Annotated in this window: 10 protein-coding genes; 7 read left to right on the top strand and 3 right to left on the bottom strand. The window is 73.6% G+C overall.

Annotated features, from left to right (window positions below; all coding sequences use genetic code 11):
* The first annotated feature begins 164 nt into the window (after window positions 1–164).
* Genes CP982_RS10485 through CP982_RS10475 form a run of 3 tightly spaced genes read left to right on the top strand, consistent with a single transcriptional unit; the run spans window position 165 to window position 2,192 of the window.
* Window positions 165–467, top strand: coding sequence for a hypothetical protein (locus tag CP982_RS10485; RefSeq protein ID WP_150515411.1), 303 nt, complete (start codon window positions 165–167; stop codon window positions 465–467).
* A gap of 7 nt (window positions 468–474) precedes the next feature.
* Window positions 475–1,290: a TlyA family RNA methyltransferase gene (locus CP982_RS10480; RefSeq protein WP_150510267.1), complete on the top strand. Its 816-nt coding sequence runs from the start codon at window positions 475–477 to the stop codon at window positions 1,288–1,290.
* Window positions 1,287–2,192, top strand: a complete 906-nt coding sequence (locus tag CP982_RS10475) for an NAD kinase (protein WP_030683462.1) — start codon at window positions 1,287–1,289, stop codon at window positions 2,190–2,192. Before CP982_RS10480 ends, CP982_RS10475 begins: the two co-directional genes overlap by 4 nt.
* Before the next feature lie 132 nt (window positions 2,193–2,324).
* Here the strand turns inward: CP982_RS10475 and CP982_RS10470 are convergent, their stop codons facing one another.
* Window positions 2,325–3,677, bottom strand: coding sequence for an FtsX-like permease family protein (locus tag CP982_RS10470; RefSeq protein ID WP_229879717.1), 1,353 nt, complete (start codon window positions 3,675–3,677; stop codon window positions 2,325–2,327).
* Window positions 3,678–3,860: 183 nt separating this feature from the next.
* Between CP982_RS10470 and recN the strand changes: the two genes are divergently transcribed.
* Both recN and CP982_RS10460 read left to right on the top strand, forming a co-directional pair.
* On the top strand, window positions 3,861–5,603 hold the full coding sequence (recN, locus tag CP982_RS10465; protein WP_150510265.1) for a DNA repair protein RecN: 1,743 nt from the start codon (window positions 3,861–3,863) through the stop codon (window positions 5,601–5,603).
* Between the two features lie 378 nt (window positions 5,604–5,981).
* Window positions 5,982–7,121, top strand: a complete 1,140-nt coding sequence (locus CP982_RS10460) for a glycosyltransferase family 4 protein (protein WP_150510264.1) — start codon at window positions 5,982–5,984, stop codon at window positions 7,119–7,121.
* A gap of 6 nt (window positions 7,122–7,127) precedes the next feature.
* On the opposite strand, the gene CP982_RS10455 is transcribed toward CP982_RS10460, so the two are convergent.
* Together CP982_RS10455 and CP982_RS10450 are read right to left on the bottom strand one after the other, a co-directional pair.
* A complete protein-coding gene (locus tag CP982_RS10455; protein ID WP_150510263.1) occupies window positions 7,128–8,786 on the bottom strand; it encodes a PucR family transcriptional regulator in 1,659 nt (552 codons plus the stop codon).
* Between the two features lie 119 nt (window positions 8,787–8,905).
* The gene (locus tag CP982_RS10450; protein ID WP_150515410.1) at window positions 8,906–10,717 is read right to left on the bottom strand and encodes a glycoside hydrolase family 15 protein; all 1,812 of its coding nucleotides are present in this window, start codon (window positions 10,715–10,717) and stop codon (window positions 8,906–8,908) included.
* Window positions 10,718–11,180: 463 nt separating this feature from the next.
* On the opposite strand from CP982_RS10450, the gene CP982_RS10445 reads away from it, so the two are divergent.
* Both CP982_RS10445 and CP982_RS10440 read left to right on the top strand, forming a co-directional pair.
* Entirely contained in the window at window positions 11,181–12,830 is a 1,650-nt protein-coding gene (locus CP982_RS10445; RefSeq protein WP_150510262.1) for a CTP synthase, read from the top strand.
* Between the two features lie 87 nt (window positions 12,831–12,917).
* On the top strand, window positions 12,918–13,544 hold the full coding sequence (locus CP982_RS10440) for an NUDIX domain-containing protein (protein WP_150510261.1): 627 nt from the start codon (window positions 12,918–12,920) through the stop codon (window positions 13,542–13,544).
* Window positions 13,545–13,738 lie beyond the last annotated feature (194 nt).

Genomic DNA, 13,738 nt, shown 5'->3' with positions numbered 1-13,738 from the left:
GTGATCGACGGTACCGCAGGGCTTCGATGTAGCGTCGTGTCATGAGCGACTCGACGCCGGGCCCCGAGCCCGAGGTCACGGAGGCGGACGTGCACGTTCCGCGGCTGTCCGACGCGGCGGATGCGGTGGCGGAGGAGCCGAGGCAGACGGAGGAGCCGGGGGAGATGGAGGCGCCGGGGGAGACGGAGGAGCCGGGGGAGACGGAGGAGGCGAGGGAGGCCCTCGTCGAGCCCGCAGACCCGGCCGCGCCCGCTCCCCTCGGGGTGCCCCGCACCGCCACCGGCAACGCCGACGTGGACGCCGGGCTCGACCGGCTGGGCGATGCCGACCACCTCGCCACGGACGGCCACATCGAGGTGTACGAGGATGTGCACCGGGGCCTGCGCGAGGCGTTGACCGCCCTTGACGCACGCCCCGGACCCCCGGCCCCCTCGGGGGCACCGACCTCGTACGACAACAGGAGCTGAACCGAACGTGGCAGGAGTGGCACGCCGCCGCCTCGACGCCGAACTGGTGCGCCGGAAGCTCGCGCGCTCGCGCGAGCACGCGAGCCAGCTGATCGCCGCCGGTCGCGTGACCGTCGGCAAGACCGTCGCGACGAAGCCCGCGACCCAGGTGGAGACGGCCGCCGCGATCGTCGTCGCCCAGGACGACGGTGACCCCGACTACGTCTCGCGCGGCGGCCACAAGCTCGCGGGCGCCCTGAAGGCCTTCGTCCCCGAGGGCCTCGTCGTGGAGGGCCGGCGCGCGCTCGACGCGGGCGCCTCCACCGGCGGCTTCACCGATGTACTGCTGCGCTCCGGCGCCGGGCACGTCGTCGCCGTCGACGTCGGCTACGGCCAGCTCGCCTGGTCCCTGCAGAGTGACGACCGGGTCACCGTCAAGGACCGTACGAACGTACGCGAGTTGACGCTCGACCTCATCGACGGCGTCCCCGTCGACCTGATCGTCGGCGATCTCTCCTTCATCCCGCTGGGGCTCGTGCTGCCCGCCCTGGTGCGCTGCGCCGCCCCGGACGCGGACCTCGTCCTCATGGTCAAGCCGCAGTTCGAGGTCGGCAAGGATCGGCTCGGCAGCGGCGGCGTGGTCCGCTCGCCCGAGCTGCGGGCCGAGATGGTGCGCACCGTGGCGCGGCAGGCGCGGGAACTCGGCCTGGGCGTGCGCGGGGTCACCGCGAGCCCGCTGCCCGGACCTTCCGGGAACGTCGAGTACTTTCTGTGGCTGCGCGCCGGGGCGCCGGAACTCGACCCGGCGGACGTCGACCGTGCCGTGGCGGAGGGGCCCCGTTGAGTCAGAGCCGAGCTCGTACTGTTTTTCTCCTTGCGCACACCGGCCGCCCCGCGGCCATCCGCAGCGCCGAACTCGTCGTGCAGGGGCTGCTGCGCAGCGGCCTCGGCGTGCGGGTCCTGGAGGCCGAGGCCGCCGATCTGCCGCTGCCGGACTCGGTGCAGCTCGTCAAGGAGGCGACACCCGCCTGCCTCGACGGGTGCGAGCTGCTCATCGTCCTCGGCGGTGACGGGACGCTGCTGCGCGGCGCCGAGTTCGCCCGCGCCTCCGGGGTGCCGATGCTGGGCGTGAACCTCGGCCGCGTCGGCTTCCTCGCCGAGGCCGAGCGGGACGACCTGGACAAGGTCGTCGACCGCGTCGTCACCAAGGCGTACGAGGTCGAGGAGCGCATGACCGTCGACGTCGTCGTGCACAGCAACGGCGATGTCGTGCACCGCGACTGGGCCCTGAACGAGGCCGCCGTGCAGAAGATGTCGGCCGAGCGGATGCTCGAGGTCGTCCTGGAGATCGACGGACGCCCCGTCACCGGCTTCGGCTGCGACGGCATCGTGTGCGCGACCCCGACCGGCTCGACGGCGTACGCCTTCTCGGCGGGCGGGCCCGTGGTGTGGCCCGAGGTGGAGGCGCTGCTCATGGTGCCGATCAGCGCCCACGCCCTGTTCGCCAAGCCCCTGGTGACCTCGCCGGACTCGGTGCTCGCGGTCGAGGTGCAGCCGCACACGCCGCACGGAGTGCTGTGGTGCGACGGGCGGCGGACCGTCGAACTGCCCGCCGGGGCGCGGGTGGAGGTCCGTCGGGGGGCCGTGCCCGTGCGGCTCGCGCGGCTGCACCACGCGTCGTTCACGGACCGGCTCGTGGCCAAATTCGCCTTGCCGGTGTCCGGGTGGCGGGGGGCGCCGCACTGACGCTTCGCTGGAGTCGCCGGGGGTAGACCGTCGGTCGCCTGCGGGTTCGGTGTGGCTGGTCGCGCAGTTCCCCGCGCCCCTGAGGGGCGCGGCCCCCTCCCTTCAAGGGCGCTCCGTCTGCGCGGCCGCCGATCAGGTGCTGCTTACGATTGATATCGCGCGGCGCCGCAGCATCGAGGCGACCGGCAGGCCGGTGGCGCCCAGGGTGAGCAGGAGCGTGCCCGCCGCGATGCCCGCCACGACCGGCCCCGGCAGATACGGCACCGCCGAGCCGAACGCCGTACTGAGCATCGGCGCGAGGGTCGCGAGGGCTATCGCGCCGCCGACGAGCAGCGCCGTCCCGGCCACGACCACGGCCTCCCACGCCGCCATCGCCCGCACCTGGCGGCGCTGGGAGCCGACCACCCGCAGCAGGGCCAGGTCGCGGCGGCGCTCGAAGGAGATCATCGCGAGGGTGTTGGCCGAGGCGATGGCGGCGAAGCCCGCGTACAGCCCCGTGCCCATGTAATCCAGCCAGACCTCGCCCGTGGTGCCTGCCGAGCCGGTGTGGTGCTCGGCGGTCGTGTGCATCGCGATCTTGGTGACACCGAAGCCGACGACGAGGAGCAGGGGCACCACCGCGGCCGAGAAGCGCCGGGGCTGGGAGCGGACGTTGACCATCGCGAGCCGGGCCGCGGCGCCGCCGAAGCGGCCGACCGCCGCCGACACCAGCCAGGCCGCGGGCCCGATGATCCGCGGGCCGAGCAGCCCCGCGCCCACGCAGAACAGGATGAGGACCAGGAACGCGCCCTCACTCGCCTCGGCCGCGTCCTGCCGCGAGAGCAGCACCGACAGGGCCACGGCTCCGGCCACCGCGAGCAGCCCGAGCGGGGCCCGCAGCAGGCCGATGCCGCTCCGCCCTGCCGCCGCCTCGTCCAGCGCGCGGGCGGGGCGGAGCAGCGAGAACCGCAGCGCGGAGAGCACGGCGGCGAGCGCGGAGGTGACCACCGCGACGCCCACGCACGCCGGCAGCGCGAGCCAGCTGAACCGGAACGGCACCTCGGCCGGGACGAGGCCGTGCTCCACCATCCCCGTGAACCACACCCGGGCCAGCACACCGCCGAGGGCGAAGCCGACCAGGGCCGCCGGTACGGACGCCGCCAGGGCCTGTCTGGCCACCGCGCGGCGGACCTGCCCGGGCCTGGCGCCGATGGAGCGCACCAGGGCCAGCTCACGGTGCTGCTGGACGACGGCCGTGCCCATCGTCGAGGCCACCACGAATATCGACATATAGATGGAGCCGATCAGGAGCACCACGGCGATGTCACCCACGCCGCTCTCCGTGAGGCGGTGGCGGGCTCCGGCGGGGAGCCCGTCCGTGCTCGTGCTGCGGAGCACCATCGTCGAAGCGCTCACCACCGCCGCGGCGAACAGCGCCGCCACAGCTGTGCCGATGAACGCGGGGCGGTGCGCCCGCAGCGCCGCCCGTGCCAGTCCCGTACTCATACAGATCATGGTGGGGTGTCAGGGTCACCGCCCACCATGAAGATCGCCTCAGGATTTTCCGGGGGATAACCCCACTCCCGTGGGTGACAGGCGGTTCTGGCACGGCGTGCCTTCACCTGCGCCTTCACAGAACGGCTACGCGATGACACCGGGCCACGTCGCACACCGCCGCCCTGACCTCGTATGGTCTTGTTCGTGTTGGAGGAGATGCGGATACGGTCGCTCGGAGTCATCGACGACGCTGTCGTCGAGCTGTCGCCCGGCTTCACCGCCGTGACCGGCGAGACCGGGGCGGGCAAGACGATGGTCGTCACGAGCCTCGGACTGCTGCTCGGCGGGCGCGCCGACCCCGCCCTGGTGCGGATCGGCGCCAAGTCGGCGGTCGTCGAGGGGCGCGTCGCCGTGCGCGCGGGAGCCGCCGCGGCCCTGCGCGCCGAGGAGGCCGGGGCCGAACTGGACGACGGCGCCCTCCTCATCAGCCGCACCATCTCCGCCGAAGGCCGCTCCCGGGCCCACCTCGGCGGCCGTTCCGTGCCCGTGGGCGTGCTGTCCGAGCTCGCCGACGACCTCGCCGCCGTGCACGGCCAGAGCGACCAGCAGGGCCTGCTCAAGCCCGCCCGGCAGCGCGGCGCCCTCGACCGGTACGCGGGTGACGCCGTCGCCGGGCCGCTGGACAAGTACACGTCGGCCTACCGGCGGCTGCGGGCCGTCAGCGCGGAGCTCGACGAGATCACCACGCGCGCGCGGGAACGCGCCCAGGAAGCCGACATGCTCCGCTTCGGGCTCGACGAGATCGCCGCCGTGGAGCCGCGCACCGGCGAGGACGTCGAACTCGCCGCCGAGGCCGAGCGGCTCGGCCACGCCGAGGCCCTCGCCTCCGCCGCCACCGCCGCGCACGCGGCGCTCGCGGGCAACCCGGAGGACCCGGAGGGCGTCGACGCCTCCACGCTCGTCGCAGGCGCGCACCGGGCCCTGGAGACCGTACGGTCCCACGATCCCGCCCTCGCCGCCCTCGCCGAGCGCATCGGCGAGATCGGCATCCTGCTGGCCGACGTGGCGGGCGAACTCGCCGGGTACGCCGACGACCTCGACGCCGATCCGCTGCGGCTCTCCGCCGTCGAGGAGCGGCGCGCGGCGCTCACCCAGCTGACGCGCAAGTACGGCCAGGACGTCGGCGCCGTGCTCGCCTGGGCGGAGGCCGGGGCCGCCCGCCTCGCCGAGCTGGAGGGCGACGACGACCGGCTCGGCGACCTCACCGCGGAGCGGGACGCGCTGCGGACCGAACTCGCCGGGCTCGCGCGCGAGCTGACCGAGGCGCGCGTCGGGACCGCCGCCCGGTTCGCGGCCGCCGTCACCGAGGAGCTGGCCTCCCTCGCGATGCCGCACGCGCGCGTGACGATCGACGTACGCCAGACCGAGGACCCCGACGGCGTGGAGATCGACGGGCGCACCGTCGCCTACGGACCTTCCGGCGTCGACGAGGTCGAGCTGCTGCTCGCGCCCCACCCCGGGGCGCCGCCCCGGCCCATCGCCAAGGGCGCGTCCGGCGGTGAGCTGTCGCGCGTCATGCTCGCCGTAGAGGTCGTCTTCGCCGGGACGGACCCCGTGCCGACGTACCTCTTCGACGAGGTCGACGCGGGCGTCGGCGGCAAGGCGGCCGTCGAGATCGGGCGGCGGCTCGCGAAGCTCGCGAAGTCCGCGCAGGTGGTGGTGGTCACACACCTTCCGCAGGTGGCGGCGTTCGCGGACCGGCAGCTGCTGGTCGAGAAGACGCACGACGGGACCGTGACGCGCTCCGGCGTGCAGGTCCTCGAGGGCGAGGACCGGGTGCGGGAGCTGTCGCGGATGCTGGCCGGGCAGGAGGACTCCCAGACCGCGCGGGCCCACGCGGAGGAACTCCTCGCGGCGGCCCGCGCGGACGGCTAGCCCTCCGCCAGGGTGCCTCCACCGCCCCCCCCTCAGCGGGAGGGCGGCGACCCTCCAACACGCCGGTCGAGCACCGCGAATCCCGCGGAGGCTTCCTGTCGAGGGGGCGGTGTTGCGAAGATGCGGGGGCCGACGGGGAGGGGGCGCGAGATGCGTGGAGGCCGAGCCTGGGCTGAGCGCATGCTCATCCGTGAGAGTGATCCCTTACGCGGAGTTGTCCGGCCCGATCCGGAAGGGGGCCTTTCGGCTGTGCCGGAACGGCCGTACGGACTGGCATCCTTGGCGCGGTGACGGGCGGGGACCGACCGCCCGGACCGCCGACGCCCACCCGTTCCGTCGGCGCGCCGCCCGCCGACCCGACCCAGGAGTCCCGGCCACGTGAGCCACGTGAGCACCCCCGTACCGCAGGGCCAGACGCCGCTGCACACCGTGCAAGTCCTGGGCGGCGGCAGCGCGGGAAGCAGCGCGCACGTCCGGTCGCTCGCCACCGGCCTCGCCGCGCGGGGCGTGCGCGTCACGGTATGCGCCCCCGCAGAGGCCGACGAGGTCTACGACTTCGCGGGCACCGGCGCCCAGCACGTCGCGGTGCCGCGCCGCAGCGACCCGTCGTCCGTGGCCGCGCTCAGGGCGGCCTGCGCGGACGCCGACCTCGTGCACGCGCACGGTCTGCACGCCGGGCTCCGCGCCGCCATCGCCCTGACCGGCCGCCGCGTCCCGCTCGTCGTCACCTGGCACACCCGTGCCCACGCGTCCGGCGCCCGCGCCCAGGTCCTGCGCCTGCTGGAGCGGCGCGTCGCCAGGGCCGCGGCCGTGGTCCTGGGCACCTCGTCCGACCTGGTCGACCGGGCCCGCAGCCGGGGCGCGCGCGACGCCCGCCTCGCCCCCGTGGCGCTGCCCGCGCCGCGCGGCCCACAGGACCCGGACCACGAGCCCGAGCTGCCGCGGCACAAGCTCCGCGCCGAACTGGGCGCGGTGGACCGGCCGCTGCTGCTCGCCGTCGGCGCCCTGGAGCCGCACCGCGGCCACGACGTGCTCCTGGACGCCGCGCGGGCCTGGAGCCGGCTCGACCCGGTGCCGCTGCTCGTCGTCGCGGGGGAGGGCGCGCAGCGGTCGGCGCTCCAGGACCGCATCGACGCCGAGGAGCTGCCCGCGCGCCTCATCGGGCGGCGCGACGACGTGCCGGAGCTGCTCGCGGCGGCCGACCTCGCGCTCCTTTCGAGCAGCTGGGAGTCGCGCTCGCTGCTCGCCCAGGAGGCCCTCCACGCGCGCGTGCCGCTCGTGGCGACCGCCGTGGGCGGCATCCCCGAACTCGTCGGCGACGCCGCGGAACTCGTCCCGTACGGCGACGCCCAGGCCCTCGCCGACGCCGTCGTACGGCTGCTCACCGACGACGTGCGCCGTCGGGAGCTGAGGGACCGGGGCGCGGCGCAGGCGGCGTCCTGGCCCACGGAGGACGACACGGTCACGCAGGTCCTCAGCGTCTACGACGAGTTGACGCAGCCCCTCACGTCCTACTGAGGCGCCTCACGCCGTACCGAGGCCGGTCCCCGGCGCGTGTCTGCGGGCCCGCAGGGCCAGGCTCAGGGCCAGGACCGTCTGCGGGTCGTCGAGGTCGGTGCCCAGGAGTTCGCTGATCCGGGCCAGCCGGTTGTAGAGGGTCTGGCGGTTCAGATGGAGCTCGCGGGCGGTCTCCGCCTTGCGGCCCGCGTGGGCCAGATACGTCTCCAGGGTGGGCAGCAGCGGCGGCTTGGAGCGCTGGTCGTGGGCGCGCAGCGGGCCGATCGCGCGGTCCACGAAGGCCGCCAGGTCCGGGTGGGCCCGCAGCCGCCACAGGAGCAGGTCGATGTCCAGGCGCCGCGCGTCGTACCAGGGCCGGGCCGGCAGGCCCTGCGCCGCCGTCGCGGTCTCGGCCGCGTGCCGCAGGCCCGCCGACGCCGCGGCCCAGCCGCCCGCGACGCCCACCACCACGACCGGCGGCGGCGCGTCCGCCCGGTGCATGCCCGCCCGCTCCACCCCGGCCCGCAGGGCGGTGGCGACCCGGTCCGCGACCGTGGCCCGCTCCGCCTCGGACCGCAGGCCGAGCAGGAGGGGCACCCGTCCCTCCACGGGGCGTACGCCGAGCAGCACCGGCACGCCGACGGCCGTCAGCTCCTCCGCGACCGCGCGGGCGAGCACCGCCCAGCCGCTGCCGGACGGCGCCCCCGCGGCGGCTCCGGCCAGGCGCATCACGACCGGCAGGAGCGGGCCGCCGCCCGGTTTGAAGCCGAGCACGCGGGCCTGTGCGGGCGCGTCGTCGGCGGTGATGCGGCCCTCGGCGAGGTCGGTGAGGAAATCCCCGCGGCCGCGCGCGGCGAGCTCCTCCTCCTGGCGCGCCTGCATCAGGACCACGGCGAGGCTGCTGGCGGCCCGCTCGGCCGCGATCCGGTGCACGGGAAGGAGCGGGGACTCGACGGCGAGCAGCACGAGCCGGGCCCGCACCGGATCCGTGCCGGGGCCGCCGCCGGGCACGTCGACGAGTGTCGCGCCCGCGGGCGGCTCGTCCCGGTCGCTCTGGCGGCCGCGCAGGCCCTCCCACACCTGGAGCGGGTCCGCGCACGCGCCGCCCGCCCCGGCCGCGTACAGGAGCTGGCCGTCGGCCGTCTCCAGGAAGACCGGGTTGCCGCTGAACTCCGCGAGGACGGACAGGACCTGGGGCACGCCACCGCCGCCGAGGAGCGCCTCGGTGCAGCGCCGGTGCACCTCGTCGGCGCGGCGCAGGAGCGCGTAGTGGCCGTTGACGATCTCCGTGTGCACCTCTTCGGTGACCGCCACGAACGGCACTTCGCGGTGCAGCTGGACCAGGGGGAGTCCCGCCGCGCGCGCCGTGTCCACGAGCGCGGCGGGCAGCCGGGAGAAGCGCGGTCCCAGCTCGACGACCAGGGCGGCGATGCCGCGCTCGGCCAGGTCGCGGACGAATGCGCGCTGGTCGGCGGGGCGCGTGCCGAGGCCGAGCCCGGTGGTCAGGAGCAGTTCGCCGCCCTTGAGCAGCGAGGCGATGTTCGGCACCTCGCCGGCGTGCACCCAGCGCACCGTCCGGTGCAGCCGGTCGGCGCCCGCGACGACCTCCGGGAGGCCGCCGCGCAGGCCCGGAAGCTCCAGTGCCCGCTGTACGGTGATGCCGCCCTGAGTGTCCTGACTGTCCATGGGGCGGACGCTACCTGACCTGGGTCGGGGCATCCGCCGCCGTGCGGGGCCGCCCGGTCGCGGCCCCGCCCTGTCCTGGCGGCCAGGACTTCACCCGGCCGCCACGCGCGCGTGGGCGACTAGCCGCCGTACGCGCCGGACGCCGTGAGCCGCAGTGCCGTGTCGATCAGCGGCACGTGGCTGAACGCCTGCGGGAAGTTGCCCACTTGGCGCTTCAGGCGCGGATCCCACTCCTCGGCGAGCAGCCCCAGGTCGTTGCGCAGGGCGAGCAGGCGCTCGAAGAGCCTGCGGGCCTCGTCCACGCGGCCGATCATGGCCAGGTCGTCGGCCATCCAGAAGGAACAGGCGAGGAACGCGCCCTCGTCGCCCTCCAGGCCGTCCACGCCCGCGTCGTCGCCGGACGTCGGGTAGCGCAGGATGAAGCCGTCCGGCGTCGACAGCTCGCGCTGGATGGCCTCGATGGTGCCGATGACGCGCTTGTCGTCCGGCGGCAGGAAGCCCACCTGGGGGATGAGCAACAGGGACGCGTCCAGCTCCTTGGAGCCGTACGACTGTGTGAAGGTGTTGCGCTCCTTGTCGTAGCCCTTCTCGCAGACGTCCCGGTGGATGTCGTCGCGCAGCTCGCGCCAGCGCTCCAGGGGGCCGTCCGCGTCGCCGGACTCGATGAGCTTGATGGTGCGGTCGACGGCGACCCAGGCCATCACCTTGGAGTGCACGAAGTGGCGGCGGGGGCCGCGCACCTCCCAGATGCCCTCGTCCGGCTCGTTCCAGTGCGTCTCCAGGTAGCGGATCAGCTTGAGCTGGAGCAGCGCGGCGTAGTCGTTGCGGGCGAGGCCCGTCATGTGGGCCAGGTGCAGGGCCTCGGTGACCTCGCCGTAGACGTCGAGCTGGAGCTGGTGCGCCGCGCCGTTGCCCACCCGGACCGGGCCGGAGTTCTCGTATCCCGGGAGCCAGTCGAGCTCGGCCTCGCCCAGCTCGCGCTCGCCCGCGATGCCGTACATGATCTGGAGGTTCTCCGGGTCGCCCGCGACGGCCCGCAGGAGCCACTCGCGCCAGGCGCGGGCCTCCTCGCGATAGCCGGTGCGAAGGAGCGAGGAGAGCGTGATGGCCGCGTCGCGCAGCCAGGTGAAGCGGTAGTCCCAGTTGCGCGAGCCGCCGATGTCCTCCGGCAGGGAGGTGGTGGGGGCGGCGACGATGCCGCCGGTGGGCGCGTACGTCAGGGCCTTGAGCGTGATCAGGGAGCGCACCACCGCCTCGCGGTAGGGCCCGTGGTACGTGCAGTGCTCGACCCACTCGCGCCAGAACTCCTCGGTGGCCGTGAGCGCGGCCTCCGGTTCGGGGAGGGCGGGCGGCTGCTTGTGCGAGGGCTGCCAGGAGACGGCGAAGGCGATGCGGTCGCCGGGCCCGACGGTGAAGTCCGAGTACGTCGTCAGGTCCTTGCCGAAGGTCTCGGCGGAGGTGTCGAGCCACACCGAGTCCGGCCCGGCCACGGCCACCGTGCGGCCGTCGACCTTGTGCACCCAGGGCACGACGCGGCCGTAGCTGAACCGCATCCGCAGGGCCGAGCGCATCGGCACGCGGCCGCTGACGCCCTCCACGATGCGCACCAGCTGCGGGGCGTCGCTGTCCCGCGGCGGCATGAAGTCGATCACCCGGACCGTGCCGCGCGGGGTGTCCCACTCGGACTCCAGGACCAGTGAGTCACCGCGGTAGGTCCGGCGGCTCGCGGCGGGGGGCGGCGCGCTCGGACTGTGCGCGGGGCCCAGGCGCCAGAAGCCGTGTTCCTCCGTGCCGAGGAGGCCCGCGAAGACGGCGTGGGAGTCGAAGCGGGGCAGACACAGCCAGTCGACCGTGCCGTCCCGGCAGACCAGCGCCGCGGTCTGCATGTCTCCGATCAGTGCGTAATCCTCGATGCGCCCGGCCACGTGCATCCCCATTCAAACGGCCACGTTCGCCCGCTCTCGGGGCGCTCGTTCTACGGTCAAGGGTTCGCTGCAAAGAACGAACTGCCGGGCCCGAGTGTTTCCGGTGGTCTCCAGAAAAGCCGACGGGGGATGGTTCCGCCCGCGCGCATGGGTCGGCAGCAAGTGTCCGAGCAACATACATCGGCGCCGCCGGAATCTGCCCCCTCGTCCAGCCAACGTGGCTAGGCCGAACGAGTTGCGGCACGCACATGCGTACGCGGTGAAGATCGTGTACGTGACGTGAATGCGCGTGTCAAGAGGTGGCCGGAAGCAGCCCCCTCTTGACGCTGATACCCTGGTAGCCCGTGAGCCGGTGGTCCTCGAACCCCCGAACCGCAGCGACGGCACCTCCCTCCGAGCGACGAAGCAAGCACGGAGCGGACGCCGGTACGCACCCCAGACCGCGACGCACGGGAGCCCCCTCTTGGCCATGCCACCCACATCCACGACGACCAAGCACATCTTCGTCACCGGGGGCGTCGCCTCCTCGCTCGGCAAGGGCCTGACGGCCTCGAGCCTGGGTGCGCTCCTCAAGGCCCGGGGCCTTCGGGTCACGATGCAGAAGCTCGACCCGTATCTCAACGTGGACCCGGGCACGATGAACCCCTTCCAGCACGGCGAGGTGTTCGTCACCAACGACGGCGCCGAGACCGACCTGGACATCGGGCACTACGAGCGCTTCCTGGACGTCGACCTCGACGGCTCGGCCAACGTCACCACCGGCCAGGTCTACTCGCAGGTCATCGCCAAGGAGCGGCGCGGCGAGTACCTCGGTGACACCGTGCAGGTCATCCCGCACATCACCAACGAGATCAAGCACCGCATCCGCCGCATGGCCACCGACGACGTCGACGTCGTCATCACGGAGGTCGGCGGCACGGTCGGCGACATCGAGTCCCTGCCGTTCCTGGAGACCGTCCGCCAGGTCCGCCACGAGGTCGGCCGCGACAACGTCTTCGTCGTGCACATCTCGCTGCTGCCCTACATCGGTCCCTCCGGCGAGCTGAAGACCAAGCCGACCCAGCACTCGGTCGCCGCCCTGCGCAACATCGGCATCCAGCCGGACGCGATCGTGCTGCGCGCCGACCGCGACGTGCCGACCGCCATCAAGCGCAAGATCTCGCTGATGTGCGACGTCGACGAGGCCGCGGTCGTGGCCGCGATCGACGCCAAGTCGATCTACGACATCCCGAAGGTCCTGCACACCGAGGGCCTGGACGCCTACGTCGTGCGCAAGCTCGACCTGCCGTTCCGCGACGTCGACTGGACCCAGTGGGACGACCTGCTCGACCGCGTGCACAACCCGAAGCACGAGGTCACCGTCGCCCTGGTCGGCAAGTACATCGACCTGCCCGACGCCTACCTCTCCATCACCGAGGCCATGCGCGCCGGCGGCTTCGCCAACAAGGCCCGCGTCAAGGTCAAGTGGGTCACGTCGGACGACTGCAAGACCCCGGCGGGCGCCAAGAAGCAGCTCGGCGACGTCGACGCGGTCCTGATCCCCGGCGGCTTCGGCGACCGCGGCGTCTCCGGCAAGGTCGGCGCGATCCAGTACGCCCGCGAGAACAAGATCCCGCTGCTCGGCATCTGCCTGGGCCTGCAGTGCATCGTGATCGAGGCCGCCCGCAACCTCGCGGACATCCCGGACGCCAACTCCACCGAGTTCGACGCCGCCACGGCCCACCCGGTCATCTCCACCATGGCCGAGCAGCTCGACATCGTCGCCGGTGAGGGCGACATGGGCGGCACGATGCGCCTTGGCATGTACCCGGCCAAGCTCGCCGACGGCTCCATCGTGCGCGAGGTGTACGACGGCAAGGAGTACGTCGAGGAGCGCCACCGCCACCGCTACGAGGTCAACAACGCCTACCGCGCGGAGCTGGAGAAGAAGGCCGGCATCCAGTTCTCCGGCACCTCGCCGGACGGCAAGCTCGTCGAGTACGTCGAGTACCCGCGCGAGGTCCACCCGTACCTGGTCGCCACCCAGGCGCACCCGGAGCTGCGCTCGCGCCCGACGCGTCCGCACCCGCTCTTCGCGGGCCTGGTCAAGGCCGCGGTGAAGCGCAAGACGGGCAAGTAGCACAAGAGCGATACGGTTGCCGGGGTACGGCCCTTCCGGGGGCGCGTACCCCGGCTTTCGTATGTACGTGTGGAAGGGCAGGACGACATGACGATCAAGGACACCGCGGAGGAGTGGCGGATCACGGCGACGGCCACGCCGTTCGTCGGGAACAAGACCTCCGTGCGCACCGACGACGTCGTCATGCCGGACGGATCGGTCTCCCGCCGCGACTACCAGGTCCACCCCGGCTCCGTCGCCGTCCTGGCTCTCGACGAGACCGGCCGCGTCGTCCTGGTGCGCCAGTACCGCCACCCGGTGCGCCAGAAGCTCTGGGAGATCCCCGCGGGCCTCCTCGATGTGCCCGGTGAGAACCCGCTGCACGCGGCCCAGCGCGAGCTCTACGAGGAAGCGCACATCAAGGCCGAGGACTGGCGCGTGCTCACCGACGTCTACACCACGCCCGGCGGCTGCAGCGAGGCCGTACGCGTCTTCCTCGCCCGCGAGCTGTCCGAGGCCGAGGGCGAGCGCTTCGAGGTCGAGGAGGAGGAAGCCGACATGGAGATCGCGCGGGTCCCCCTCGACGACCTCGTGCGCGGTGTCCTCGCCGGGGAGCTGCACAACAACTGCCTGGTCGTGGGCGTCATGTCGCTCACGGCCGCGTTGCGCGGCGCCGGCTTGGACGCGCTTCGTCCGGCGGACGCGGCGTGGCCTGCGCGGCCCTTCGAGGCGTAGCGGCCTCCGGCCGCGGGGGTGCGGCGTTCTGCTGGGGCGGGCGGGCGCTCTGGTTCGTCTGCGGGTTCGCTCTGGCTGGTCGCGCAGTTCCCCGCGCCCCTTCGGGGCACGGGGTGCGGTGTGACGATCCACTGATCCGATCGGGCGACTTCCGCGCGCCGTGGGACCGGGGTGGTGGCAGGGCCTGAACTAGG

The sequence above is a fragment of the Streptomyces spectabilis genome, from assembly GCF_008704795.1.
GTDB lineage: Bacteria > Actinomycetota > Actinomycetes > Streptomycetales > Streptomycetaceae > Streptomyces > Streptomyces spectabilis.
This window is presented reverse-complemented; position numbering and strand designations above follow the sequence as displayed.